This window comes from Bacillus sp. FSL R5-0416, assembly GCF_037975425.1.
Lineage (GTDB): Bacteria > Bacillota > Bacilli > Bacillales > Bacillaceae > Bacillus > Bacillus subtilis.
In genome coordinates this window covers 1,616,419-1,642,876 of the sequence record NZ_CP150252.1, presented here as the reverse complement: position 1 = coordinate 1,642,876, position 26,458 = coordinate 1,616,419, and the positions used below count along the sequence as shown (strand labels likewise).

Below are 26,458 nucleotides of genomic sequence, written 5' to 3'. Positions count from 1 at the left end.
GCACAATTCTAACATAAGTCAACCCGACTTTTTTTATAGGATTAATAAAAAAACAGGCCCCACAGCCTGTTTTCAAGTACAGCAAGGCTTTGAAGCCTCTTTACATCATTTGAATTTATTTTTTATTTTTTAAACCAATCTTTTGACTCGGGATTTCGTTTCCATGTTTGCAGCTTTTTTAGATCATCTGAATGAATATTTCCGTTTTCAAGCGCGACCTCTGTGAGCGTATCATAATCAGTTAATGAGTAGTATGGCAGTTCTGCCTTTGCGAAGGCTTCCTCCGCTTTAGGAAGTCCGTACGTAAAGATTGAGACGACACCAAGCACTTCACAGCCGGCCGCTTGTAAAGCTGCACAAGCTTCAAGCACGCTGCCTCCTGTGGAGATTAAGTCTTCAATGACGACTGTTTTTTGCCCTTCTTGTACAGCTCCCTCAATCTGATTGCCTTTACCGTGCGCCTTCGGCTTGCTCCTCACATAACACATCGGAAGATTCAAACGGTCAGCCGCAAGAGCAGCATGAGGAATACCCGCGGTTGCTGTTCCCGCAATCATTTCAGCTTCAGGAAAATGCTCTTTGACAAGCTTGCTGATGCCTGAGGCGACATCATTTCTGACCTCTGGGAAAGATAGCGTAAGGCGGTTGTCACAGTAGATTGGAGATAAAATGCCGCTTGCCCATGTGAACGGCTCGTTCGGGCGTAAAAATACAGCTTGGATGTCTAATAGATGTTTTGCGATGATTTGTTTCAAGATTTAATTCCCTCCCATTCAAGTCTGACAGCCTTATAGGCTTTTACCGGGTCTTCCGCTTTTGTAATCGAGCGTCCTACTACAATCGCTGATGAACCTTTCTCTCTTGCAATAGCAGGCGTCGCTACGCGGACTTGGTCATTCGCAGCGTCCTCAGACATTCTGATCCCCGGAGTGACCGTCAGAAATGAAGGCGACACCGCTTGATAAATGGCTTTTGCTTCATGAACAGAGCAGACCACTCCATCCAGTCCGCTCTCTTCCGCCTGTTTGCTGTAGTGCACAACCGTATCAATCAGAGATTTTTCGATTAGCAGTTCATCTTTCATGATTTGTTCAGATGTGCTTGTCAGCTGGGTTACCGCGATCAGTGACGGACGTTTTTTTCCAGCCGGCGTACCTTCTTCTAAGCCTTCGAGAGCTGCCTGCATCATTTTTTTGCCCCCGGCAGCATGAACATTGACGAGATCTACTCCGAGACTGGCAAGGCGCTTCATCGCTTTGTTTACAGTAGTCGGGATGTCATGAAGCTTGAGATCTAAAAACAGCTCGCAGTTTCTTTCTTTTAATTGTTTCACGATCGATGGCCCTTCTTGATAAAAAAGCTCCATTCCAACCTTTACAAATAACGGTTCTTGCTGAAAAGGAGCTAAGAACGCGAGTGTTTCTTCAGCTGATGCAAAATCAAGCGCGATGATGGGCAGGTTGTTTTTCATGATTCCAGCTCCTTCCGATGCATTCTTCAATTGATTGATAGCCGTATTGGCGCAAAACAGATGGGAGCTGTTCAATAATCTCTGGACATGCAAAAGGATTCACAAAGTTTGCTGTTCCGACAGCGACTGCGCTTGCTCCCGCGAGAAGAAATTCCAGGGCATCTTCAGCCGTTTGCACGCCTCCCATTCCGATAATCGGGATATTGACCATCTGGCTGACTTCATACACCATGCGAATGGCAACCGGCTTCACAGCAGGACCCGAAAGTCCCCCTGTTTTATTCGCTAATATCGGTTTGCCGGTTTTTAAATCGAGTCTCATGCCAATTAGTGTGTTGATCATCGTAAGACCGTCCGCTCCCGCTTCCTCGATCGCTAATGCAATTTCTGTGATATTGGCCACGTTCGGAGAAAGCTTCACATAAACGGGTACATTCGAAACCTCTTTCACCGCTTTTGTCAAATCGGCAGCCATTTCAGGATTCGTGCCAAAAGCGATTCCGCCTGTTTTCACATTCGGGCAGGAAATATTCAATTCAAGAGCATGAACATTAGGCGCTTTGCTGATATGCTCTGCAACTTCAACATAATCCTCGACTTGAGAACCTGCGACATTGGCAATGATCGGCGTATCAAACTGCTCAAGCCACGGCAGCTCATTATGCAACACGCTATCCAGCCCCGGATTTTGGAGACCGATCGCATTGAGCATTCCAGCACCAGTCTCAGCTACCCGCGGCGTCGGATTCCCAAAGCGCGGCTCCTTTGTCGTAGCCTTAATCATGATGGCTCCAAGACAAGACAAATCATAAAAACGTGAAAATTCTTTTCCAAAACCGAAGCAGCCTGATGCAGGAATGATTGGGTTTTTCAAATCAAGTCCCGGCAATTTCACCTCTAGCATTACAGCGCCACCTCCTGAGCTTTAAATACAGGCCCGTCGAGACATACTTTTACATAGGATGTCTCACTTTCGTTTGTATGGCACACACACGCGAAGCATGCGCCGATTCCGCAGCCCATTCGTTCCTCCATGGACAGATATACTTCTTTATGGGCATATTCCTGTTTTAACGCCTTGAGCATCGGTGTCGGCCCGCAGCTGAGGAGGATATCAAACTCTAGATTTTTCCGTTTAATCACATCTGTGACAAATCCGGTTTCCCCGTAGCTTCCGTCAGCTGTTGCCACATACGTGTCTCCGTACTGCCGGCATTCTTCCTCGTAAAAAACATCCTTTGCCGATTGGAATCCTAAAACGTGGATGACATTTACCCCTTTTTCATTCAAGCGTTTCGACAGCTCTTGGAGAGGCGGCACACCTACTCCGCCTCCTACCAGCAAAGCCGTCTTTCCGGGTTGAACTTCATTAACAGGAAAGCCATTTCCCAAAGGCCCGAGGACATCCACAAATTCTCCCTGCTGCTTCAGTGACAAGAGTCTTGTCCCTTCCCCATCTACCCGATAAATGATGGTGACTTCATTTTTTTCAAAGTTGACGTCTGCGATGCTGATTGGTCTTCTCAAAAGAGGCGTAACCGCTTCGCTCACTTTAAGATGAAGGAACTGTCCAGGGGTTGTAAACCCTTGGACAAGCTCCCCTTTCAGAACCATTTGATACACCCGGTCTGCAATTTGCTGGTTAGAACATACTGTCAAATACGCTTTTTTCATATAGTGACTGCCGCCTCCTGATTTGTGTTGACTGTCGGCATTTCATCAGCACGGAATGTCATGCTTTCCAGCACTCGCAATATCGCCTCTGCCGTATCTAAAGATGTTAGGCAGGCAACACCATTTTCTACTGATTCACGTCTGATTCTAAAACCGTCTCTTGCCGGCTGCTTTCCTTTTGTCAGCGTATTGATGACAAACTGCGCTTCTCCGTTTCTGATGACGTCAAGCAGGTTCGGGCCATCCTGACCGATTTTTCCGACGACCTTCGCTGGAATGGAAGCTTCTTTCAAGTAGCCTGCCGTTCCTTCCGTCGCTAAAATGTTGTAGCCGATCGCGTGGAACCGCTTAGCAATGGCAAGCCCTTCTTCTTTGTCCTTATCAGCTACTGTTAAAAGCACGGAACCGTAGTTCGGGATTTGAATACCTGAAGCAATCAAGGCTTTGTAGAGCGCCTTTTCAAGTGTCGAATCTTTCCCCATGACTTCACCTGTTGATTTCATTTCAGGCCCTAACGTAATGTCCACTCTTCTCAGCTTGGCAAAGGAGAAGACCGGCGCTTTTACAAATACACCTTGCTGTTCAGGCTGAAGGCCCTCTGTATAGCCAAACGCAGCCAGCTTTTGACCAAGAATGATTTTTGTTGCGAGATTTGCCATTGGGATACCCGTAATTTTGCTTAAAAATGGTACGGTTCTGCTTGATCTCGGATTCACTTCTAGCACGTACACCTCGCCTTGCGACAAGACGAATTGAATATTGAGCAAACCGACAATATTCAGCCCTTTAGCCAATGCGATCGTGTATTGTTCAATTTTTTTCTTAATGTCCTCTGTGAGAGACTGAGGCGGATAAACAGCGATTGAGTCTCCGGAGTGAACGCCCGCACGTTCAATGTGCTCCATAATTCCCGGAATGACGACTGTTTCACCGTCGGATACTGCATCGACTTCAATTTCTTTTCCTGTCAAGTATCTGTCAATTAATACAGGGTGCTGCGGATTGATTTTAACTGCGTTTTTCATGTAATGAAGCAGCTCTTCTTCATGATACACAATCTCCATCGCCCGGCCGCCAAGTACATAGGAAGGGCGTACCAATACCGGGTAACCGATATCACTTGCGATGCTTACCGCCTGATCAACTGATGTCGCTGTTTTGCCAAGCGGCTGAGGAACACCAAGTTCTCCAAGCGCTTGTTCAAATTTATCCCGGTCTTCTGCACGGTCTAAATCTTCTAATGAAGTTCCAAGGATTTTCACTCCGCGCGCAGAAAGCTCGTCAGCAAGGTTAATCGCAGTTTGTCCGCCGAACTGTACGACAACGCCCATTGGCTGTTCAAGGTCAATGATGTGCATAACATCTTCAATCGTAAGCGGTTCAAAATACAGCTTGTCTGAGATGCTGAAGTCTGTTGAAACGGTTTCCGGGTTGTTGTTGACAATAATGGCTTCATAGCCTGCTTGTTTAATTGCCCATACAGAGTGAACCGTCGCATAGTCGAACTCGACACCCTGTCCGATTCGAATCGGCCCCGAACCAAGCACCATCACACTTTTCTTATCTGTAACGACAGATTCATTTTCTTCTTCGTATGTGCTATAGAAGTATGGCGTTTCTGACTCGAATTCCGCCGCGCACGTATCTACCATTTTGAATACCGGCGCAATCCCCGCTTGTTTTCTCAAGCTGTAAAGCTCGGATTCTTTCATTTTCCACTCGCGGCTAATGTACTGATCAGAGAAGCCGAGTTCTTTTGCCCGTCTCAGCACATCCGTATTGCCCGCATTGGCCTTCAATTCTTTTTCAAACTGTACGATTCCGAACAGCTTATGCAAGAAGAAGACATCGATAGCGGAAAATTCATGGAGGTCTTCTACCGTGTAGCCTCTTCTGTACGCTTCAGCTAAGTAGAATAAGCGTTCATCACCGGCCTTTTTAATTCGCTTTTCAAGAAGCTCATCTGAAATGTCAGCGGCGTCCTTCAATTCAAGATGATACACATCCGCTTCCAGTGATCTCACTGCCTTCAGCAATGACTCTTCAAGCGTGCGGCCGATTGCCATGACCTCACCTGTCGCTTTCATTTGCGTGCCAAGCTTTCTGTTTGCTGATTCAAACTTATCAAACGGCCAGCGCGGAATTTTGGATACGACATAGTCAAGAGCTGGTTCAAATGCTGCATATGTTTTTCCTGTCACCGGGTTCATCATTTCATCTAATGAAAGTCCGACTGCAATTTTAGCAGCGAGCTTTGCAATCGGGTACCCCGTTGCTTTTGATGCAAGGGCAGATGAACGGCTGACACGCGGATTTACTTCAATAATGTAATATTGGAAGCTGTCTGGGTCTAAAGCGAGCTGGACGTTACATCCGCCTTCGATTCCAAGCGCGCGAATCAGTTTTAACGATACATTCCGCAAGAGCTGATATTCGCGATCGCTGAGCGTTTGGCTCGGCGCGACAACAATACTGTCTCCAGTATGGATTCCAACTGGATCAATGTTTTCCATGTTACAAACGACAATGGCGTGATCCTGGCTGTCTCTCATGACTTCATACTCGATTTCTTTATAGCCGGCGATGCTTTTTTCAAGCAGACATTGGTGTACCGGGCTTAATTTCAAGCCGTTCTCAACGATTTCTTTTAACTCTGTCTCATTCGAGCAGATGCCTCCGCCTGTTCCGCCTAATGTATATGCCGGGCGGACAATGACAGGGAATCCAATTTGACTGACGAATTTTTCTGCTTCTTCAAGGGAGTGGATAATCTCACTTTCAGGCACCGGTTCATTCAGTTCATTCATTAATGTTCTGAACAAGTCACGGTCTTCAGCTTGCTGAATCGCAGACAGTTTTGTGCCAAGCACTTCGACGCCGCATTCTGCCAGAACACCTCTTTCAGAAAGCTCAACCGCTAGATTCAAACCGGTTTGGCCTCCGAGTGTAGGAAGAATGGCATCTGGTCGCTCTTTTCTGATGATTCTTGTCAGGAATTCAGGTGTGAGCGGTTCGATATAAACCCGGTCAGCCATTTCTGTATCTGTCATGATCGTGGCAGGGTTTGAGTTGACAAGGATGACTTCATAACCTTCTTCTTTCAAAGCAAGACAGGCTTGTGTTCCCGCATAGTCAAATTCTGCTGCTTGGCCGATGATGATCGGTCCAGATCCGATTACTAAAATTTTGTTAATGTCTACGCGTTTTGGCATACCGCTTCCCCTTCTTTCTCTGTTGTTTCGATCATTTCGATGAATCTGTCAAATAGGTGGTTGGCATCCTCAGGACCAGGTGAGGCTTCGGGATGATATTGAACCGTAAATGCCGGCAATGTTTTATGCTTCAGCCCTTCAATCGTATCGTCGTTAATTGCGATATGCGTCACTTCCAGTTCTGTTTTACTGATAGACGAAACTGTGTATCCATGGTTTTGAGATGTTAAGGCAACTTTTCCTGTAGCCAGCTCTTTTACCGGGTGGTTTGAGCCCCTGTGTCCGAATTTCATTTTTTCAGTATTCGCCCCGCACGCCAGCGCGAATAATTGGTGGCCAAGACATATTCCGAATAATGGCACTTTTCCAAGAACACCTTTAATCATTTCAATCGCTTCAGGCACATCCTTCGGGTCTCCAGGTCCGTTAGAAAGCATGATACCGTCCGGTTTCAGCTGAAGCACCTCTTCCGCTGTAATGTTGTAAGGCACAACGATGACGTCACATTTCCGTTTGTTCAGCTCTCTTAGAATTCCGTGTTTCATGCCGAAGTCAACCAAGACGATGCGTTTGCCTCTTCCCGGGCTCGGATATGCTGTTTTTGCTGATACTTGGGATACTTGATTTCTTGGCAATTCCGTTTCGTTCAGTCTTTTCAGAACTGCTTCGATATCTTCATCAGATGAAGCGAATGTTCCTTTTAGCGCGCCTGCCGTGCGGATCATTCTTGTCAGCTTCCTTGTATCAATCCCCTGGAGTCCGGGAATGTTTTTCATTTTTAAATACTCGTCTAAGGTGTATGCTGAACGCCAGTTGGAAGGCAGCTCACATAATTCTTTGATGATCAGCCCTTTCACAAAAGGGGTAATAGATTCAAAATCATCACGGTTAATGCCGTAATTTCCGATAAGCGGGTATGTTAATGTTACGATCTGTCCGCAGTAAGAAGGGTCAGATAAAATTTCCTGATAGCCTGTCATCCCAGTATTAAAAACGACTTCTCCCATGTTGTGTTCTAAGCTTCCGAAGGCTTCCCCCTCGAATACCGCTCCGTTTTCCAGTACTAATCGTCTCTTCATTTGACAAGTCTCCCCTCTTCATAAGCAAGCTTCCCTGCCGCAATTGTAGCGACCGGCCAGCCGGTGCAGCTGATGCCGTTGAATGGTGTATTTTTTCCTTTTGATAAAAACGTGTCTTTGTCTATAACTGCTTCTTTTTCTAAATCGATTAACGTAATGTCCGCAGCTTGCCCCGTTTGTAATGTTCCATATGGGAGACCGAACGCTTCGCATGGCTTGATTGTCATGTAGTCAATCAGCTGCTTTAGCGACCAGCTGCCATTTTTGACAAAGTGTGTGTAAAGAAGCGGAAATGCTGTTTCTAAGCCGACAATTCCGAATGGCGCCAGTTTCATTTCTGTGTTTTTCTCTTCTTCCGTATGCGGTGCATGGTCTGTTGCGATAAAATCAATTGTTCCGTCTAAAAGACCTTCAATTAAAGCAGCTCTGTCTTCTGCACTGCGGAGCGGAGGATTCATTTTATAGTTTGTATCCAGCCCCGGGATGTCCTCATCACAAAGCAGCAAATGATGCGGCGACACTTCTGCTGTCACTCTGATTCCCGCTTTTTTCGCATCGCGTACAACCCTGACAGATTCTTTCGTGCTGATATGGCATACATGATAATGGCAGTTTGCCGCCTCAGCCAGCAGCACATCGCGGGCAATATGAACCGATTCACACACAGAAGGTATGCCGTTGAGCCCGTTCGCTTTGGAGAATGTCCCCTCATGTACGCTTCCTCCGTAAATTAAGGAGTTGTCCTCGCAATGTGCAACAATCGCTTTGTCAATTGCGGTTGCCCGTTTCATCGCTTCATACATCATTCCTGCTGTCTGTATACCAACGCCGTCATCTGTAAAAGCAAATGCCCCGGCTTTTTTTAACGCTTCAAAGTTTGTCATTTCATCGCCGATTTGTCTGATCGTAATGGATGCATATGGAAGAACTCTGACGCATGATGTTTCTTTAATTCTGTTTTGCACCCATTCCATCTGCTCCTTTGTATCAGGAACCGGCCGCGTATTCGGCATTGCTGCTACTGTAGTGTAGCCGCCGCGTGCCGCCGCTTTGGCCCCGGTTTCAATAGTTTCTTTTTTCTCTCCGCCCGGCTCTCTGAAATGCACGTGGAGATCAACAAACCCAGGTGAAACGAGCAAACCTTTTGCATCAATTACCGTTTCATTATCCGTTGCATCAAGCTTGCCGATTGCGGTGATGGTTTCTCCAGTCACTCGGATATCCGCTTCTGTTTTTTCACCATTTTCGTTTAGTATCCAGCCGTTTTTAATGAGATATGACATATGCTGCTTCTCCTCTTTTCACATTGGTTTGTAAGGCACGCTGTATCACTGCCATTCTGATAAATACGCCATTTTGCATTTGCTTGAAGATTCTTGATTTTTCGCTTTCTACTAAGCTGTCATCAATCTCCACTCCTCTGTTTACCGGAGCAGGATGCATGATGATCGCATGCCGCTTCATACGCTCAGCCCGTTCTACGGTCAAGCCGTATTTGTTTAAATAGCCTTCCTGGCTGACAGCGGACTGATGTCGTTCATTTTGAATGCGCAGCAGCATGACGACATCGGAAGACTCAACTGCTTCATCTATTGAGACATACGTGCCGAATGTATTTTCTTCATCCTGCCATTCCGAAGGGCCGGAAAATAGGACCCGGGCACCCAATCTTGTCAACACTTCCGCATTTGACCTTGCCACTCTGCTATGCTTGATGTCGCCGTGAATGGAGACGGTAAGCCCTTTGAACGTATTGAACTCTTCATAAATCGTCATTAAATCAAGCAGTGATTGTGTTGGATGCTGGCCGCATCCGTCTCCCGCATTCAGAATCGGAATGTTCACCTGGCTGACAAGCTCTTCATAATACTCATCCTCACTGTGCCTGATGACGCAGACGTCCACACCTATTGATTCGAGCGTCCGGATCGTGTCATATAAGGTTTCGCCTTTTTGCACGCTTGTGCTTGTTCCATCAAGGTTTAGCACATTCATGCCCAGCTTTTTTTCTGCGACCTCAAAGCTGAACCGCGTTCTCGTGCTCGGTTCGAAAAACAGGTTTGCGGCAAACTTTCCTGTAAGCTGATTGTCTGTTTTTCCGCTTTTGAGCTCTTGTGCTGTTTGAAGCAAATCTTTGATTTCCTCAGTGCTGAGTTCACTCATCGTCGTTAAATGCTTCATGTTCTTTCCCCTCTCTTTTCAACTTAAGGCTGAAAAAAACCCCGGTCTAAGATAGACTCGGGGTATGGTTAAATAGAGGGCAGCATTGAAGCTTCCTTCTCTTCATAACCCTTCCAAGCCTCTCTGGACTTTCATTAAAAGGTTTTAAATATGATGTTGTTCAGATGTGTCTGCCTGCTCTTCCTTCGCCTGCGGAAGAATCAGGTTTAAGATGACACCGACAATTGCGGCAAGCGCCATTCCTGACACTTGGAATCCGCCCTGAGACACTTGGATAAAAGCGCCTCCTACACCGATGACAAGGATAACTGATGTAATAATGAGGTTTCTGTTGTTTTCATAATCAATTTTGTTGTCAATCAGCATTCTCAGGCCGCTTGAAGCAATGATTCCGAACAGCAGGAAGGAGACGCCTCCCATGACCGCTGACGGCACTGAACTGATCAGCGCTGAAATTTTGCCGATAAAGCCGAAGCAAAGGGCAATCACTGCCGCGCCCCCGATGACAAAGACGCTGAATACTCTTGTGATGGCCAGCACGCCAATGTTTTCTCCGTAAGTCGTTGTCGGAGGGCCGCCGATCAGGGAAGCGAGGATTGTCGCCACACTGTCACCCATAATAGAGCGATGAAGACCTGGCTTTTTAATGAAGTCTTGTCCGACAACCTTGCTCAGCACCATTTGGTGGCCGATATGCTCTGACATTGTGACAAATGCGACAGGAACCATTGCGGCTGCGATGCCGAGCGTAACTGACGGTGAATAATCTTTGAACGGAATGATAAATTCAGGCACTGCAAACCATTTCGCGTCAAGCACCGGCTGGAAGTTGACAATCCCTTGAGTAAGGGCAAACAGGTATCCGCCGATGATTCCGATCAGAACCGGAATCAGGCTTAAAAACCCTCGTAAGAAAATCGCACAAATAATCGTAATTGCCAGCGTAACTCCTGCGACACTAAAGTGCTTTAAGCTGTAGACCAACTCACTCGCGTTCGGATCAGCATACATCGCCATGTTTACTGCAGTGCTTGCCAGTCCCAGCCCGATGACGATAATAACAGGCCCTACGACTACAGGCGGGAGAATCTTCATCAGCCATCCTGTTCCAAGCTGCCTAATCAATAAGGCAATCAGCCCGTACACCAGCCCTGCAAGAAACGCTCCAACCATTGCCGCTCCCGGCCCGCCGGTCGCTTTTACCAGAATGATCGGAGAAATAAAGGCGAAGGATGAACCGAGATACGCCGGAATTTGCCCTTTCGTAATAAGAAGGTACGCCAGTGTTCCGATGCCGCTTGTCACCAACGCCACAGCAGGACTCATTCCGACGAGCTTCGGAACCAAAATGGTTGAGCCAAACATGGCAAACAAATGCTGAAGGCTGAATGAAACCCAAGAGAAAGGTGTCGGGACATCCCTGACCCCTAAATTTACTTTTTTCTTACTCATGATGATTTCCCCCTGATTGTTGACTTTCATTTTAGGATGACTCAATGACTGTATAAAAAAACCTCTTTGCTTTTTTACGCAAAGAGGCATACAAAGACCTGCCGAATACTTTTTGGGCCTTTGTTGTGCACCTCTTTGCAACCTCTCTGGATTGCCCTTAAAAAGGTGATCTATTATTCGTTTTCATAAATGGCGACGAGATCGTTTTGGTCTACCTCATCAAGCTGAACCATAACCTTTTCAGACTTTGATGTCGGGATGTTTTTCCCGATATAATCCGCTCGGATCGGCAGCTCCCGGTGTCCTCTGTCCACAAGCACTGCAAGCTGAATGGAGGAAGGTCTGCCTACATCAACAAGCGCATCCATTCCTGCTCTGACTGTTCTTCCGGTATACAGAACATCATCAACGAGAATGACTTTTTGATCTGTAATATCTACCGGAATATCTGCACCTTTTACAAGCGGTTCATCGTTGCTCGTTTTTTTAGAAAGATCGTCTCTGTAAAGAGTAATATCAATTTCACCGACTGTAACAGGATTTCCCTCAATCTGTTCAATGCGTTCCGCAAGGCGTTTTGCCAGGTAAATCCCTCTTGTCTTAATGCCGACAAGAATGCAGTTATTCATTCCTTTATTGCGTTCGATCATTTCGTGAGCAATCCTGGTCAGCGCCCGTCTGATTGCCTGTTCGTCGAGAATGACAGCTTTTTGATTCAATGTGTGACACCTCACAGTTCATATAGAAGAAAAAACCCCTCCTGCCAGAGCATAGAGGGGTTTTAGGACAAGGTGCGCGCCTGTACACGCATCCCGTCTATCCGTTATCCTTCTCAGCCTCTCTGGACTGTTTTAAAGAATCTATTCAGCTTCGTTTATTATTTCAGAAAAGAAACCCTCTGTCAACCGTTTTTTCTAAGGTTTTCGATTAATTCTGCCATATCCTCGGGAAGCGGCGCTTCAAATTCGACATATTCTCCTGTTCGTGGATGGTCAAAACCTAAAACTCCCGCGTGAAGCGCTTGGCCATTAAAGTCGATTGTTTTTCTTGGGCCGTATTTCGGATCGCCTGCTAATGGGAATCCGATATATTTCATATGAACACGAATTTGATGGGTTCTCCCTGTTTCAAGCTGGCATTCCACTAACGTAAAATCCTGAAAACGCTCTAGTACATGAAAATGAGTGACAGCGTTTTTGCCATCACGTGTCACAGTCATGCTTTGACGGTCTTTCTTATCTCGTCCGATCGGCGCGTCAATTGTGCCATCATCGTGAGAAATAAGCCCGTGGACAACTGCCGTATATTTCCGCGTGACCGTTTTGTTGACCAATTGGTTTACAAGTGACTCGTGCGCCATATCATTTTTCGCCACCATTAATAAACCGGACGTGTCCTTATCGATTCTGTGAACAATACCCGGACGCATCACGCCATTTATTCCGGAAAGGTCTGTGCAATGAGCCATAAGGCCGTTTACAAGTGTGCCCGTAAGATGCCCGGGTGCTGGGTGAACAACCATTCCGCGAGGTTTGTTGACGACCAGCACATCCTGGTCCTCATAATAAATATCCAGATCCATAGGCTCTGCCAGGACGTCGAGCGCTTCCGGTTCAGGTACAGTGACGGTCACCTGATCACCCGGCTGAATTTTATAATTCGCTTTCACCGCGCTTCCGTTCACGATAACCTGTCCGTCTTTTACCCATTGCTGAACCTGGGTTCTTGACCAATCATTCTCAGTCGATGCCAAAAATTTATCAATCCGCTCACTTTTTTGTTCTTCTGAAGCGGTTATATCAATTTGATTCATGCTATTGCTCCTTTTTCTTTTTCCCGCTGTCCAACAGCATTTGTATAAATAAAAGCATTACGCCGACACATAGTGAAGAGTCCGCGATGTTAAATATCGGGTAATTGTAATTGACAATAATAACATGGATAAAATCCACAACTTCCTGTCTGACAGCCCGATCGATAAAGTTGCCGATGGCACCGCCAAGCATAAGTCCGAGGGCAACACCAAGAAGCCTTTGTCCTTTTGTATAACGCTGTATGTAATAAACAATACCAATAATAACAGCGGTTGTTATGAGGTAGAAAAACCACATCTGACCCGCTAATATCCCCCATGCAGCACCCGTATTGCGATGGGAGGTGATATAGAATACCTGATCAATGATCGGAATGCTTTGGCCAAGTTCCATGTTCTTAACAACTAGCCATTTTGTCAATTGATCGGCTGCAATAATAAGTAGTGCAATCATATAATACAGCACAAACGTTCCTCCAGTTTACGGTTACTTTAATCCATTATGCATTTTATCAATAAAAAGCACTGGAGTAAAGAAATATCAGGCACATTAACCGGACAGACACTGTTATTCATACAGTGCCTGACCATATTCGATATCCGTTGATTTCCATATCGGAAGCGTTTTTTTCTCAAATTGGACAGAATAAAGAAAATCGTTTGCTGTTCGGGCCGTCGGCAGCACTGCCAGCTTTGCAAGAGGAATGGGGGCCCCTGTTTCTTCACAGTATCCGAATGTGCCGTTTTCGATTTTGGACAATGCAAGGAGAACGTCTTGAAGCTCTTCTTTAATATGATAGATCAGAGTTGCTTTTTGTTTATGATTGATTGCTGCTTGCGGGCTTGTAGAAACCTGAAAGCAAGAATACTCAAATAATCTCGACTGTAATTCTTCTTTCATCAGAAGAAGTTCCGTATAAATTGCGGTCAGTTGATCATTCATTCTTCACAACTCCTGCTCTTAACGTAGTACCTTTATTGTTGCCTATGAATGATGATCTAAAGCCCATAAGATTTTTCCTGCCGTTCTAAAGGATGTCACTCTTGGCACAAAAAAAGCCCGGCTTTTACGCCGGGCCCTTTTCATTATTTTTGATAGTATTTTTCAACGATTTCAGCGTTGCGTAATGAAAGTGTAGGATATTTCGGATTTGCCCCTACATCTTTTGAAATCACACGTGATCTCTCACACATTTCGCCTTCCGCTTTCTCGACAGCGATTTTACCCGTCGCAAAGCTTTGCGCATCGTTCGGCGCATCATTTTCTTCGCTGATTGTCAGTTCAGACACAATAAACAGCTGAGAAAGGTTTTCTTTTATGGAAGCCAAGAGCTCCTTGTTTTCTTTGTTTGGATACAATTTCAGGTTTGCTTCCAAAGATTTACCGATAATTTTTTCATTTCGCGCAGTTTCTAATGCTTTTAACACGTCATCACGAAGAGCCATAAAGCGGTCAAATTTTTCTTCAGTCGCTTCACTGTTTGGAACCGCGATTGTTTCCGGCATATCGGTCAGCTGAACGCTCTGCTCTTCAACAAATGTTAAATGAGACCACAATTCGTCTGCCGTATGTGGAAGGATAGGCGCAGAAAGCTTCACTAATGCAAGAAGCGTTTCGTAGAATACTGTCTGCATGCTGCGTCTATCCGGATGATCCGCATGCTCGATGTAGACAATATCTTTTGCAAAATCAAGGTAGAATGAGCTCAATTCGATTGTGCAGAAATTATGAATGCTGTGATACACAACCGCAAATTCGTACTCATCATACGCTTTTTTCACTTTATCAATCAGCTTGTTCAGCTTAATCAGCATATACTGGTCCACTTCACGAAGATCTTCGACAGCCACCGCATTTGTTTTTGGATCAAAATCGAAAAGGTTGCCGTGAAGGAAACGGAACGTGTTGCGGATTTTACGATATACTTCCGCAACCTGCTTCAGAATAGCGTCAGACACGCGAACATCCGCCTGATAATCCACTGAAGATACCCATAATCTTAAGATGTCGGCACCAAGCTGTTTCATGACTTTAGCCGGAACAACAACGTTACCGATTGATTTACTCATCTTGCGTCCTTCGCCATCCAGTGCGAAACCATGGCTGAGCACACCTTTATACGGCGCCTTCCCTGTTACGGCTACTGCTGTAGAAAGAGAAGAGTTAAACCAGCCGCGATATTGGTCAGATCCCTCTAGGTATAGATCAGCCGGGCGAACGAGGTCATCACGTTCTTCAAGCACTGCTTGATGTGAAGAGCCTGAATCAAACCAAACATCCATGATATCCTGTTCTTTTGTAAATGTGCCGTTCGGGCTGCCAGGATGCGTAAAGCCTTCCGGAAGAAGATCCTTTGCTTCTTTTTCAAACCAAATGTTTGATCCGTGCTGTCTGAACAATTCAGAAACATGTTCAATGGTTTCATCCGTAATAATTGGTTCTCCATTTTCGGCATAAAATACCGGAATCGGCACGCCCCACGCACGCTGTCTGGAAATACACCAGTCTCCGCGGTCCCGAACCATGTTGTGCAAACGCTGCTCGCCCCATTCAGGAACCCATTTGGTTTCTTTAATGGCATCCAGCAGGTCTGATCTGAAATCTTTAATAGACGCAAACCATTGCGCTGTCGCTCTGAAAATGGTTGGTTTTTTTGTTCTCCAATCATGCGGATAAGAGTGAGTAATGAATTCAAGCTTCACAAGTGCGCCTTTTTCATCGAGCTGCTGTGTGATCGCTTTGTTTGCATCATCATAGAACATGCCTTCAAACCCAGGAGCTTCGCTTGTCATTACACCTTTTTCATCAACCGGGCAAAGCACATCTAAACCGTATTTTTGGCCGATGATAAAGTCATCTTCCCCATGTCCTGGCGCTGTATGAACACAGCCTGTTCCGGCATCAGTTGTTACGTGTTCACCAAGCATAACGAGAGAGTCTCTGCCATATAGCGGGTGTTCAGCGATAATGTTCTCAAGATCTTTCCCTTTGACCGTTCTTGTCACTTCATACTGATCAAATCCGCATGCCGATGCAACATTTTCGACTAAGGCACTTGCTACGACAAAGCGGTCTTCACCTACTGCAATCACGCTGTACTCAAGATCAGGGTGCACTGAGATTCCAAGGTTCGCCGGAATTGTCCAAGGCGTTGTTGTCCAAATGATGATGCGCTCGCCGTTTTCAAGAACGCCTTTTCCGTCTTTTACACCAAAAGCGACGTAAATAGATGCTGAACGTTTGTCTTGATATTCGATCTCGGCTTCAGCCAGAGCAGACTCACTTGAAGGTGACCAGTTAACCGGTTTAAGGCCTTTGTAAATGTAGCCTCGTTTTGCCATTTCACCAAATACGCGGATTTGCTGCGCTTCGTATTCCGGTTTTAATGTCACATATGGGTTTTCCCAGTCACCGCGGACACCAAGACGTTTGAATTGCTCACGCTGTCCCTCGATTTGCTTCCAAGCGTACTCTTCGCATAGTTTGCGGAATTCCGCTACTGACATTTCTTTGCGGTTGACCTTTTTGTTTTTTGTCAGAGCTGTTTCAATTGGCAATCCGTGTGTATCCCAGCCCGGCACATACGGTGCGTTGTAGCCGCTCATTGATTTATAGCGGACAATGAAGTCTTTCAAAATCTTGTTAAGTGCATGGCCCATATGGATGTCGCCGTTTGCATACGGAGGTCCGTCATGTAAAACAAATTTCGGGCGGTCTTTCGTCCGTTCCTGAACAAGACGGTAGATATCCTCTTCCTCCCATTTTTTTTGAATGTCAGGCTCCCGGTTTGGCAAATTTCCACGCATCGGGAAATCTGTTTTCGGCATTAAGAGCGTGTCTTTAAAATCCATTTTCATTCCTCCACTGCATTTTTTCAGAAAATAAAAAAAGCCCTCTCATCCCATAAGGGACGAGAAAGCTTATCTCGCGGTACCACCCTTTTAGAAAAAGCAAGCATACACTTTTTCCTCTTGAGCATCGTAACGTGATGAACGTCCTAACCTACTGTGAGTTCAGCAAGGAAACTAAAGGGCTGATCTACATGATTCCGGCCATCCCGGACTCTCACCATCTCCGGGTCGCTATGAAGGCCTGAAGGAAACATGACTGTCCCTTTCAACCGTTTTTTCATCTGAATTTATGAACGTATTATATTCGACAAGCTAAGAAAATGTCAAGATAATCAGAGAATTTATTCCTTTTCCTCAAATACAGCGTCGACTTCATACTCAAGGAGATGATCCCAATCGTCATTTTTCAGAAGATCAAGCTGAGCTTCAATCAGCATTTGGAAACGTGTTCTGAACACTTTAGACTGTTTTTTCAGCTCTTCAATTTCCATTGCAATTTTTCTTGATTTTGATAACGATTCGTTGATAATGCGATCAGCGTTTTTCTCCGCTTCCCGAACAATCAGCTTTGCCTCTTTTTGAGAATTGCGTTTTACGTCTTCAGCCGCTTCTTGAGCAACTAAAATTGATTTATTCAATGTTTCCTCAATATTTGCAAAGTGTCCGATTCTTTCATCAAGCTCATTGACTTTCGCTTCAAGCTCAGTTTTCTTGCGGAGAACAATTTCGTAATCTTTTCTGACTTGGGCTAGGAATTCATTTACTTCATCTTCATCATATCCGCGAAAACTTTTTGTAAACGTCTTGTTGTGAATATCATTTGGCGTTAATGGCATGATGCCACCTCCATTTTTACATTTCAGTACGGTTATCTAGTTCACATTATAAAACAAATTTCGCACAGATGGAGAAAAAAACTGAAAAACCGACTATTTTTGTCGTTCAAACGTAACTCTCCATTTGTCTTTTTTGGTTTTCCCTTCGATTTTTGTTAAGCTGCACCGGCCAAAACCTCTGATTGACAGCATGTCCCCTTCCGCGACTATGTATGAAGGATCTTCAACCACCTTCCAGTTCACTTTCACAAGGCCGTTTTTCACAAGCGTCTGTGATTTTTGGCGGGATTGCCTGCTCATAGCGGCGCAGACGGCGTCAAGCCTTAAAGAAGAAACCGTGTCATCTCTTATTTCGACATCAACTGCTGGAATGTTAAGGTCTGACAAGTCGATTTTCTCTAGGCTGACCGCCGCTTTGCCTGCTTGGGTCAGCTGTGCAGCCACAAAATCAGCGGTATCGGCTGAGACAATCAATTGCACTGCTGTCTCAGAAAACACGATGTCACCGAATTTTTGCCGCTTTAATCCTATGCCCATTAATGCACCAAGCAGAGAACGATGATCTACTGAGACAAACTTGTCAGCATAACGGACGTTAAACGCCTGCAATTCAAAATCCGATTCTTCCGGAGTAATGTACTCTGGATACAGAATCGCCCGTTTCCGCTCCGCTCTGTCATAGCCGCCGGAAAAAGCAAGCCCGACGTCAGCCTGTCCCGTAACAGCAGAGAGGATGACCTGCTCTCGGGGATCTAAAAAGTCGGTCAGCTTCATCCGGTACTGCTCCTGGACAATTCTTTTCCATTCGAGCGCCTGATCAATAAAGGCCCGCTCGTCTTTTCTGAAGTGCTGATATATATCGCTCATCGTCTTTCCCTTCTATGTAAAGAGGCTTGGCTGCTGCCAAGCCCCTATCAAACTGTCACATTAAAACGCAATCATGCGATAAAGTCCCCACAAGCCGGTTGTCGCAAACCGAAGCACAAGTATTGCTACGATTGGTGAAATATCCAGCATTGCAATCGGAGGAATGATTTTTCTGAATGGTTCGAGATATGGTTCACAAATCGAAGCCAAAAAACGCCCGACTGCTGTTTCCCTCGTACTCGGCACCCATGACATAAAAATATATATGATCAGGGCAAATGAGTATATTGTGATTAATAAGCTTAAAACCGAAAAAACTTGATAAAGGATCATCTCGCTTTACCACCTCTGATGTTCGTCTTCAGATATGAGCTCAGAAATTGTGCCTGATACATCTACGTTGTCAGGCGTGCAGAGGAAAATATCTGAGCCGATTCTTTGAATATCGCCGCCAATGGCATAAACGGTTCCGCTTAAAAAGTCAACAATCCGCTTCGCCTGGTCATGTTGTATCCGCTGAAGATTGACGACAACTGCCCGCCGGTTCTTCAAATGGTCGGCTATTTCCTGCGCCTCCGCATAAACGCGCGGCTCACTCAACACCACTTTAGAGGATTTCTGAACACTTTGCAAGCTCACTACATTCTGTTTGCCCGAAGGTTTATTCCCCGTATAAGCCGGCTTTTCTTTTTGCTCATGCTCCTCATGAGATTCCCGCTCTGTCTCAATATATTCATATTCGTATTCTTCATCTTCCATTGAGAAAAAGTTTTTCAGTTTATTTTTCATACTCATTGCTGTACACCCCCTGTTTCATTTCCGACTAACGATGAGCCGATTCTAATATAAGTAGCTCCTTCTTCAATTGCAATTTCAAAATCATTTGACATGCCCATCGACAGTTCAGTACACGGAGCGTTCGGCTGGTTCAGCTTCTGAACCTGGTCACGGAGTTCTCTCAGCGACCTGAAACAGCTTCTGATCTGATCTTGATCATCAGTCAGCGGAGCCATTGTCATCAGCCCGGCAACAAGGATATGTTCGAAACCGGAAAGCTCCTGTATGAATGGAATGACTTCTTCTTTTTTCATGCCGTGTTTAGAAGGCTCAAGAGAGGTATTGACCTGCACAAAGCATCGTACAGTACCTTCAGCCCGTTTTTCAATTTCTTTCGCTAATGAGAGCCGGTCTAGGGAATGGATATAGGAAACCGAATTGACGACAGATTTTGCTTTTCTTGATTGCAGACTGCCGATAAAATGCCATTCCGGATTCCCTTTTATCAATTCCTGTTTGCGGAGCAGTTCCGCATCCCGATTCTCTCCGAGGCAGGTGATGCCAGCATCTACTGCCTCCTGTGCTCTTTCAGGCGATACATATTTAGTGACTGCAATAACCGTAACTTCATCGGAGCTGCGGCCCGATCTGTTACATGCTTCGTTTATTCGTTCGTTTATATGTCGTAAATTATCAACAACACGCAAGATCTTTTATGCCTCCTTCATTCCGATAAAGGACATCATCCGTCCAGTTTTCCCCTGATCGCGGCGGTGAGAATAGAAAAGAGACGGCTCGCTTTCCGTGCATAAACCGCTGACAGAAATTTGTTCACTTGCCAAACCGCTGTCCATCAGTATAAGACGGTTCAGCTCTTTCAGATCAAGCTGATATTGTGCCTTTGCCGTCTGATTAACGGCAAGGTCTGCTGAAACCGGCAATGCGCGGACAGCATCCATTACGCGGTCGTCTACCGTATAGCATGCTCCGCTGATAGACGGGCCAATAACAGCGTAAATATCTGAGGGATTTGAACCTTCCTTCTCAGTCCATTGCTTCACCATTTCTCTGCCAATCTGTTTGACGGTGCCTTTCCACCCGGCATGGGCGACTCCGACAAGCGACTTAACCGGATCATAAAAGAAAAGAGGCACACAATCAGCAAAGCATAATGCCAAAAATACATTTTTTTCATTTGTATAGAGCCCGTCCGTTGCTTTTAGAGCCGTGTGATACTCACGGGCGCCTTTTCCCCTATCCCTCTGCGTCACTTTCTGAACGCGATTATCATGTGTCTGATCAGCGAATACCCAAGACTGCAAATCAGTATTAAACATATCGGCAATATATTCACGATTTTTAACTACATCTGCATCTTTGTCATGAACGTGCAATCCTGTATTTAACGATTCAAAAGGCTTTTGGCTGACACCGCCGTTTTTTGTCGTAAATCCGGCAATGACCTCTTTGTTGTTTTGATTCGTTTGAGCCCAGTCTTGTATCATGAGTGTCGAGGGTGTGGTAAGACTGAATGGGTGATATGTATTCATGATGATCCAACCTTTCGACAAACATTTAAAAAAGCGGAATTTCCCACTTATTTTACCACATCTTACTGCATACGTTGAGCGCCGATTTGCATATTTCTAAATGAAATGTGCCGGAAGAATCGAGACTTCCGGCATTTGCCAATCTGCGGCAGACAAGCAGGTTTATGCATGTGGTTCACTTAATCGGACCAAGATTACATCTTCCCCGATTTTTACTATATTTCGCCATGGAATGACCAATTCCTCTTCTTTTCCAAAAAATCCGAGAACTTTCCCATTTCCTCCTAGTATGATCGCCTGAATTTTACCAGTGGTCACATTGATATCAATATCACCAATACTCCCCAGCTTTTTTCCGTTTGAGACATTGACGACATCCTTTACCTGAAATTCTGAAATGCTGATCATTCCATCACGTCCTTTTTCCGTCCTTTTGTTCAAGTATATGAACGGGCAGGCTGAACCTTGTCAGCAAGAAGAAATTTTCATGTCATTGCTCTTTTTTCCGGCTGCACCAGCTGATGATAAAATCGAGTATAATTTTTGTATACTCTACTAGCTGCTCAATCGATACCTTCTCGTTCACAGAGTGTGCATTGTGCAGATCTCCAGGACCGTATATTACGCATGGAATACCGGCATCATACAGCCATCCGCCATCTGTAACTGATTGAGAAACGTCAATAATTGGACACTCCCGTTTCACTTTCTGATGAGAGGCAGTTAGCGCTAAGACGCCTGGGTGGCCAGGGTCAACTTCCAATGCCGGAAAAATTTCTCCTCTGTCTTCTATCATAGATGAGCCTCCCCACTTGAATACAGGGCGGTTTTCCCTAAGCCAAATATCACTGTCACTCAGCCGATTGACGTAATCTTCTATTTCCGCTGCCACTTGGTCATGGGTTTCATTTGGATAAAAATGGACAGTGATCCACAGCCGGCATTCGTCCGCTATAAAAGCCGCATGTCTGCCGCCTTCTATAACAGCCGGGTTAATTGTATTTGTTCCAGGTTTAAAGCCGGGATAACTTTTCATAATAGACCAGTGGCGCTCAAGTTCACCGAGCCCCGCAATGATTTTCGCCATTTTTTCAATTGCGCTTGCTCCGAATGTTCCTCCGCCTGCGTGAATCATATTCCGTCTCGTTCCATCGTGAAATGTTTGACTGCTTTTGATTTCGATCCAGCCTGTAATAACACCGCCTTGGCCTTGAATATGCATATCGCTCGTATCAGCGACAATTGCAAAATCAGCGTGGTAGCCCCTCTTGCAGCATTCAAGCGTGCCGGCTTCTCCAACTTCCTCCCCGATAACCGATTGCAGAATCAGATCACCGGGAAGCTCAATGCCGGCTTCACGAATTAATTTGACAGCAAACAACACACACGCCATTCCGCCCTTCATATCGGAAGCGCCTCGACCGATTAAGAGACCGTTTTTTTCAATTGGATGAAATGGATCATGCTCCCATTCTTCATCCTCTTTTACCTCTGCCACATCTACATGGCCATTGATAATCAGGCTATAATAATCTGCTGAATCTGTTTCTTTTAGCTTCCCTACAACATTGGGATCACCAGGGTACACATCCCATTTGTCGATCGAGAATCCCAATTCATTTAAATATCCCGCAATCCATGACTGAATGCCCTCTGTATTTCTTGCAGGCGGAGCAGGTGTTTGATAAGAAATCAGCGTTTTCGCAAGCTGAATAAGCTCCTCCTTTTGTTCTTCCACTTTTTTGAGCAAAGAGTCTATTTGTTGATCCAATGTAAATCCGCTCCTATTCTTTAAAATCAAAAAAGCCGTTTCAAATGTGATGAAACGGCTTAATAAAAACAAACGGAGTCCGATGTACTCCGCTTTTCACCGCTTCCCTCCGCTGGCATGATCCAGATCAGGTCAAAAGGGTTGAGACAAAGTCTCTCTCAGCTTCGCAAAGCACCCCTAGGATGAATCTATATATATTTGTCAGGCATTCGTTATCGGCTCAGCTCTAGTTAAAAACGGCCGATCCTGATTCCATAATACATGGATTGGCGTATCAAAAAAAGCGGAAAGTATTTGATCAGTAAGCATTTCCTTTATTTCTCCGGATCCAAAGACCTCTCCCTGTTTTAATAAAAGGGCTTTATCAAAGACAGGCAAAATTTCTTCAGCATGATGAGTCACATAAAGGATAGATGGTGCATTTTCTTTGTTTGCAATGTATGTAATCGTATCTAACAACTTTTCCCGGGCAATAAAATCCAGTCCTGTGACTGGTTCATCCAGTATCAGCAGCTCCGGATCGGCCATTAGTGCTCTAGCAATCAACGCTCTTTGTTTTTCCCCTTGAGAAAGGGTTTCATAGCGGCGATCGGCATATTCAATTGCTCCCAAGTCCTCTAACAAACCAATCGCTTTTTCCCTGGTTTTCTTACTTGGCGTTTCATATAACCCAATCGAAGCGTAAGCTCCGCTCAAAGCAATTTCAAAGGCTGAATCTGCCGGATACAATTTTTGCTGAAGAGCTGCTGAGACGAGGCCAATTTTACGTCTGAGCTTTTCCCCAAGCTCTGTTTTGCCAAATTCATGGCCAAGCACCTGCATCTCGCCTGATGTTGGAAAATAATAAGAGCAAAGCATATTTAACAGCGCTGTCTTCCCGGCGCCATTTAGGCCGTAAAGCACCCAATTTTCCTTTTCTTCCACCTTCCAATGAATATCTCTCAGTATCCATTTCCCATTCCGTTTTAGTGAGACATTGTCAAGCTGCAAAATCATCGTGGTCCTCCTCTTTATTGCCTTTTATAATTGTTTTAATTTTCATAAAACTTTGTACGAACTAGGATACCTTACTTTTCCCAAAACGTAAACCATCCGTAATCAATAGAAAAGCCTTTAAAACAACATCGTTTTAAAGGCTTTTCATTATTGATGAATATTTTTATTCATTTGTTTGATAGCCGCTTTTTCAAGTCTGGACACCTGCGCTTGAGAAATTCCGATTTCCTCGGCGACTTCCATTTGGGTTTTCCCTTGGAAGAATCGCTTTCTCAAAATCATTTTTTCCCTATCGTTCAGCCTTCTCATGCCCTCTTTTAAAGCCAGCTCTTCAATCCATTGTGAATCTGTATTACGCTCATCACTGATTTGGTCCATCACATAGATCGGGTCTCCGCCGTCGTTATAGATCGGTTCAAATAGAGAAACCGGATCCTGGATGGCATCAAGCGCAAATACAATTTCCTCATGCGGTACTTCAAGAACTTTTGCGATGTCTTCTGCAGTCGGCTCCTTGCTTGTCTCACTGATTAACCGCTCTCTTACCTGAAGCGCCTTGTAAGCGATGTCCCGGAGTGATCTTGAGACACGGATCGGGTTATTATCACGTAAATACCTGCGGATCTCTCCGATAATCATAGGTACAGCGTATGTTGAAAACTTAACATTGTGGCTTAGGTCAAAATTATCAATGGATTTCATTAGTCCGATGCAGCCGACTTGAAATAAGTCATCAACATACTCCCCTCTGTTATTAAATCGTTGAATGACACTTAAGACAAGACGCAAGTTCCCGTTTACAAGCTTTTCTCTTGCTGAATCATCGCCTTCATCCTGCAGCTGCCTAAACAGCTTTCTCATCTCTTCATTCTTGAGTACTGGTAATTTGGAGGTATCCACCCCGCAGATTTCGACTTTATTTCTCGACACTTTTTTCCCTCCCTACAGGAGCTGCTGTACAACGTTAAGTATCTCCTTGGGTGGGAAAAATATGCACTGCACTCAGACCGAAAAACTGTCGAAATCAGGAAATCCCTGTAAAATCAAGGGGTTCTAACCATAAAATTTTTTACACCATTTTGTTGAACTCTTTTCTCAATCTTTTTATAATTCTTTTCTCAAGCCGCGAAATATAAGACTGAGAAATCCCCATCATATCCGCTACATCCTTTTGGGTTTTTTCTTCTTCACCGACAAGCCCAAACCGCAGCTCCATGATTTGCTTTTCTCTCTCATTAAGCTGTTCAAGCGCTTTTTTCAAAAGCTTTTTATCGACGTTAGCTTCTATGTCTTTAGTGATGATGTCATCGTCAGTGCCGAGCACATCAGAAAGCAAAAGCTCATTGCCGTCCCAATCAATATTAAGCGGTTCATCAAAGGAAACCTCTGAACGGATTTTGTTATTTCTTCTTAAATACATCAGGATTTCATTTTCTATACACCGGGAGGCATAGGTAGCAAGCTTGATTTTCTTTTCTGGATTGAATGTATTCACAGCTTTGATTAGACCGATGGTACCGATGCTGATTAAATCCTCTATATTAATTCCCGTATTTTCAAATTTACGGGCGATATATACGACCAGACGCAAATTGCGTTCAATTAGAATGGCGCGCGCCGCCTGATCGCCGTTTGGGAGCTTCATTAACAAAACCTGCTCCTCATCTTTAGATAATGGAGGCGGCAGGGCTTCACTCCCGCCTATGTAATAGACTTCATCACTTTTCAGCCCAAGTTTCATCAGCAGCTTATACCAGAGGTGCGTCAACCGTAATTTCAGTTTTTTCATCTTCCTCTCCCTTCTAAATGTCACGTCGTTTGAGTATGATAAGTAACGGACATTTGCGAACATTATGAAACGTGTTTGACAGCCTTGCCCGAAAGCATTTTCGGATGAATAATCGCGTCAAACTCTCCATCTGCCGACAGCTTTGTTGTGCTGATGCCGATTAAACATTTATCTGCAGAGATCATTTCTTCTTTTGTCATAATCGTTACGTGATCCGGTTTAACGCATAATAAAAATTGATTTTGCTGACCAACTCCCCTGTATGGAATCAACCTCATTTTATCTAAAAAGCGAAAGGAATCATCGAGCTGTTCGATGGCTTCCAATGGGTCTGTGTTTCGAATGATCATCGTTTCGGCTGTTCCGAAAATCGGCTCCAGTTTATCAATGTAAATGATCATTACCGGTGTTTTTGTAAGAGGATCGTACAGCTGATTACCGGAATCAATCAGGCCTCTGACATGAAGTGTTTGGCTGCCCAAATCTGCCTGCACGCTGACTCGTTCCTCATATTGAATGTTTTTTGTTTCAATATCTTCAATTCTTCTTTTAGAAAAAAACCATAATGCTGGAAAGCCACCAACAATAAACAACCAGCTGATCGGGTCTCCAAACCCTGTTTGATTGGTAATCATGACACCGTTTTGAACAATAGAATTTGACTGCAGCAAAGAATGGGCTCCGATAATTCCTCCCCCCATTAAAAAAGTGGCAAAATAAAAGGAAAACAAATTTTGAAAGAAAAACCGAAATCTTTTAAAGCCGAATGTCACCACCACAATCACAACTGAAAAAGCTAACTTCCCAGCCGGATGTTCAACAATCGGCGAAAAAGGAGTAAACATCAAAAGGACAATACTGGAACCGATGAACGCTCCGCCTACCAGTCTTCTTTTTTTTACATGCCGTTTTAAAATAAATGCCGTGAGCAAAAGCAAAAGTGCATCAAAACAAAAGTTTAACAGCCAAATGACATCTAAATAGATTTTCACATCTGACTCCTTTCTTTCTTGCCTCACGCTGTTCCCTTCTTGCTTCATAAGTATAAAGCAAGCTCTGTGGGAAAGTCTGTCAATTAATGTTGAGAGGAAAATACAATTTTTCAGGGAAATCTGCTTAATTTGTCGAGGAAGTATAA

26 protein-coding genes, 1 riboswitch and 1 other annotated feature are annotated in these 26,458 nt (G+C 44.8%); all 26 genes read right to left on the bottom strand.

Translation table 11 applies throughout. From position 1 onward, the window contains the following. Positions 1 to 122 precede the first annotated feature (122 nt). The 26 genes from pyrE to spoIIGA all read right to left on the bottom strand — a co-directional run bounded on the left by pyrE (position 123) and on the right by spoIIGA (position 26,312). Positions 123 to 755: an orotate phosphoribosyltransferase gene (pyrE, locus tag NYE20_RS08745; protein WP_015715860.1), complete on the bottom strand. Its 633-nt coding sequence runs from the start codon at positions 753 to 755 to the stop codon at positions 123 to 125. Beyond that, entirely contained in the window at positions 752 to 1,471 is a 720-nt protein-coding gene (gene pyrF / locus NYE20_RS08740) for an orotidine-5'-phosphate decarboxylase (RefSeq protein ID WP_003232107.1), read from the bottom strand. The genes pyrE and pyrF overlap by 4 nt, the downstream gene beginning before the upstream one ends. After that, positions 1,440 to 2,375, bottom strand: coding sequence for a dihydroorotate dehydrogenase (locus NYE20_RS08735; protein WP_103803460.1), 936 nt, complete (start codon positions 2,373 to 2,375; stop codon positions 1,440 to 1,442). The genes pyrF and NYE20_RS08735 overlap by 32 nt, the downstream gene beginning before the upstream one ends. Next, positions 2,375 to 3,145 carry a dihydroorotate oxidase B electron transfer subunit gene (gene pyrK, locus NYE20_RS08730; protein ID WP_032725668.1) on the bottom strand — a complete coding sequence of 257 codons (771 nt, stop codon included), beginning with the start codon at positions 3,143 to 3,145 and terminating at the stop codon, positions 2,375 to 2,377. The genes NYE20_RS08735 and pyrK overlap by 1 nt, the downstream gene beginning before the upstream one ends. After that, positions 3,142 to 6,357 (bottom strand): carbamoyl-phosphate synthase (glutamine-hydrolyzing) large subunit, encoded by a 3,216-nt coding sequence (gene carB / locus NYE20_RS08725; protein WP_339184990.1) that lies wholly within the window; start codon positions 6,355 to 6,357, stop codon positions 3,142 to 3,144. Before carB ends, pyrK begins: the two co-directional genes overlap by 4 nt. Beyond that, positions 6,342 to 7,436 carry a carbamoyl phosphate synthase small subunit gene (locus NYE20_RS08720; protein ID WP_003232115.1) on the bottom strand — a complete coding sequence of 365 codons (1,095 nt, stop codon included), beginning with the start codon at positions 7,434 to 7,436 and terminating at the stop codon, positions 6,342 to 6,344. Before NYE20_RS08720 ends, carB begins: the two co-directional genes overlap by 16 nt. Continuing rightward, the gene (locus NYE20_RS08715) at positions 7,433 to 8,719 is read right to left on the bottom strand and encodes a dihydroorotase (RefSeq protein WP_339184987.1); all 1,287 of its coding nucleotides are present in this window, start codon (positions 8,717 to 8,719) and stop codon (positions 7,433 to 7,435) included. Before NYE20_RS08715 ends, NYE20_RS08720 begins: the two co-directional genes overlap by 4 nt. Next, entirely contained in the window at positions 8,703 to 9,617 is a 915-nt protein-coding gene (locus NYE20_RS08710) for an aspartate carbamoyltransferase catalytic subunit (RefSeq protein WP_128740317.1), read from the bottom strand. Before NYE20_RS08710 ends, NYE20_RS08715 begins: the two co-directional genes overlap by 17 nt. A 144-nt stretch (positions 9,618 to 9,761) precedes the next feature. Then, positions 9,762 to 11,069 (bottom strand): uracil permease PyrP, encoded by a 1,308-nt coding sequence (pyrP, locus tag NYE20_RS08705; protein WP_003221479.1) that lies wholly within the window; start codon positions 11,067 to 11,069, stop codon positions 9,762 to 9,764. Positions 11,070 to 11,242: 173 nt separating this feature from the next. Continuing rightward, complete coding sequence (pyrR, locus tag NYE20_RS08700) at positions 11,243 to 11,788, bottom strand: bifunctional pyrimidine operon transcriptional regulator/uracil phosphoribosyltransferase (RefSeq protein ID WP_003232127.1); 546 nt, start codon at positions 11,786 to 11,788, stop codon at positions 11,243 to 11,245. Positions 11,789 to 11,970: 182 nt separating this feature from the next. After that, positions 11,971 to 12,882, bottom strand: a complete 912-nt coding sequence (locus NYE20_RS08695; RefSeq protein ID WP_086343823.1) for an RluA family pseudouridine synthase — start codon at positions 12,880 to 12,882, stop codon at positions 11,971 to 11,973. 1 nt (position 12,883) lies between these two features. Next, positions 12,884 to 13,348: a signal peptidase II gene (lspA, locus tag NYE20_RS08690; RefSeq protein ID WP_003245047.1), complete on the bottom strand. Its 465-nt coding sequence runs from the start codon at positions 13,346 to 13,348 to the stop codon at positions 12,884 to 12,886. Between the two features lie 102 nt (positions 13,349 to 13,450). Next, positions 13,451 to 13,825, bottom strand: a complete 375-nt coding sequence (gene ylyA, locus NYE20_RS08685) for a sporulation-related RNA polymerase-binding protein YlyA (protein ID WP_014479740.1) — start codon at positions 13,823 to 13,825, stop codon at positions 13,451 to 13,453. A 143-nt stretch (positions 13,826 to 13,968) separates the two neighbouring features. Beyond that, positions 13,969 to 16,734 carry an isoleucine--tRNA ligase gene (gene ileS / locus NYE20_RS08680; protein WP_021479325.1) on the bottom strand — a complete coding sequence of 922 codons (2,766 nt, stop codon included), beginning with the start codon at positions 16,732 to 16,734 and terminating at the stop codon, positions 13,969 to 13,971. Positions 16,735 to 16,786: 52 nt separating this feature from the next. Continuing rightward, positions 16,787 to 17,013 (bottom strand) — a binding site (T-box leader). Positions 17,014 to 17,075: 62 nt separating this feature from the next. Further along, complete coding sequence (divIVA, locus tag NYE20_RS08675; protein ID WP_003221468.1) at positions 17,076 to 17,570, bottom strand: septum site-determining protein DivIVA; 495 nt, start codon at positions 17,568 to 17,570, stop codon at positions 17,076 to 17,078. 93 nt (positions 17,571 to 17,663) lie between these two features. Continuing rightward, positions 17,664 to 18,437: an RNA-binding protein gene (locus NYE20_RS08670; protein ID WP_038828187.1), complete on the bottom strand. Its 774-nt coding sequence runs from the start codon at positions 18,435 to 18,437 to the stop codon at positions 17,664 to 17,666. A gap of 60 nt (positions 18,438 to 18,497) precedes the next feature. Then, a complete protein-coding gene (locus NYE20_RS08665; RefSeq protein WP_003221463.1) occupies positions 18,498 to 18,770 on the bottom strand; it encodes a YggT family protein in 273 nt (90 codons plus the stop codon). A 6-nt stretch (positions 18,771 to 18,776) separates the two neighbouring features. Then, the gene (gene sepF / locus NYE20_RS08660) at positions 18,777 to 19,232 is read right to left on the bottom strand and encodes a cell division protein SepF (protein ID WP_014479735.1); all 456 of its coding nucleotides are present in this window, start codon (positions 19,230 to 19,232) and stop codon (positions 18,777 to 18,779) included. Continuing rightward, positions 19,229 to 19,921, bottom strand: a complete 693-nt coding sequence (locus NYE20_RS08655; RefSeq protein WP_014476752.1) for a YggS family pyridoxal phosphate-dependent enzyme — start codon at positions 19,919 to 19,921, stop codon at positions 19,229 to 19,231. The genes sepF and NYE20_RS08655 overlap by 4 nt, the downstream gene beginning before the upstream one ends. Before the next feature lie 6 nt (positions 19,922 to 19,927). Further along, positions 19,928 to 20,764, bottom strand: a complete 837-nt coding sequence (pgeF, locus tag NYE20_RS08650; protein ID WP_015483207.1) for a peptidoglycan editing factor PgeF — start codon at positions 20,762 to 20,764, stop codon at positions 19,928 to 19,930. A gap of 162 nt (positions 20,765 to 20,926) precedes the next feature. Continuing rightward, on the bottom strand, positions 20,927 to 21,172 hold the full coding sequence (locus NYE20_RS08645) for a YlmC/YmxH family sporulation protein (RefSeq protein ID WP_003232153.1): 246 nt from the start codon (positions 21,170 to 21,172) through the stop codon (positions 20,927 to 20,929). A gap of 82 nt (positions 21,173 to 21,254) precedes the next feature. Then, positions 21,255 to 22,535, bottom strand: coding sequence for an N-formyl-4-amino-5-aminomethyl-2-methylpyrimidine deformylase (gene ylmB, locus NYE20_RS08640; RefSeq protein ID WP_161621561.1), 1,281 nt, complete (start codon positions 22,533 to 22,535; stop codon positions 21,255 to 21,257). 87 nt (positions 22,536 to 22,622) lie between these two features. Then, positions 22,623 to 22,724, bottom strand: a riboswitch (TPP riboswitch). 12 nt (positions 22,725 to 22,736) lie between these two features. Beyond that, a complete protein-coding gene (locus NYE20_RS08635; protein WP_021479328.1) occupies positions 22,737 to 23,531 on the bottom strand; it encodes an ABC transporter ATP-binding protein in 795 nt (264 codons plus the stop codon). Positions 23,532 to 23,678: 147 nt separating this feature from the next. Continuing rightward, positions 23,679 to 24,461 carry an RNA polymerase sporulation sigma factor SigG gene (gene sigG, locus NYE20_RS08630; protein WP_009967190.1) on the bottom strand — a complete coding sequence of 261 codons (783 nt, stop codon included), beginning with the start codon at positions 24,459 to 24,461 and terminating at the stop codon, positions 23,679 to 23,681. Positions 24,462 to 24,600: 139 nt separating this feature from the next. After that, on the bottom strand, positions 24,601 to 25,320 hold the full coding sequence (gene sigE, locus NYE20_RS08625) for an RNA polymerase sporulation sigma factor SigE (RefSeq protein ID WP_003221446.1): 720 nt from the start codon (positions 25,318 to 25,320) through the stop codon (positions 24,601 to 24,603). A gap of 62 nt (positions 25,321 to 25,382) precedes the next feature. After that, a complete protein-coding gene (gene spoIIGA / locus NYE20_RS08620) occupies positions 25,383 to 26,312 on the bottom strand; it encodes a sigma-E processing peptidase SpoIIGA (RefSeq protein WP_003232163.1) in 930 nt (309 codons plus the stop codon). Between the last annotated feature and the right edge of the window lie 146 nt (positions 26,313 to 26,458).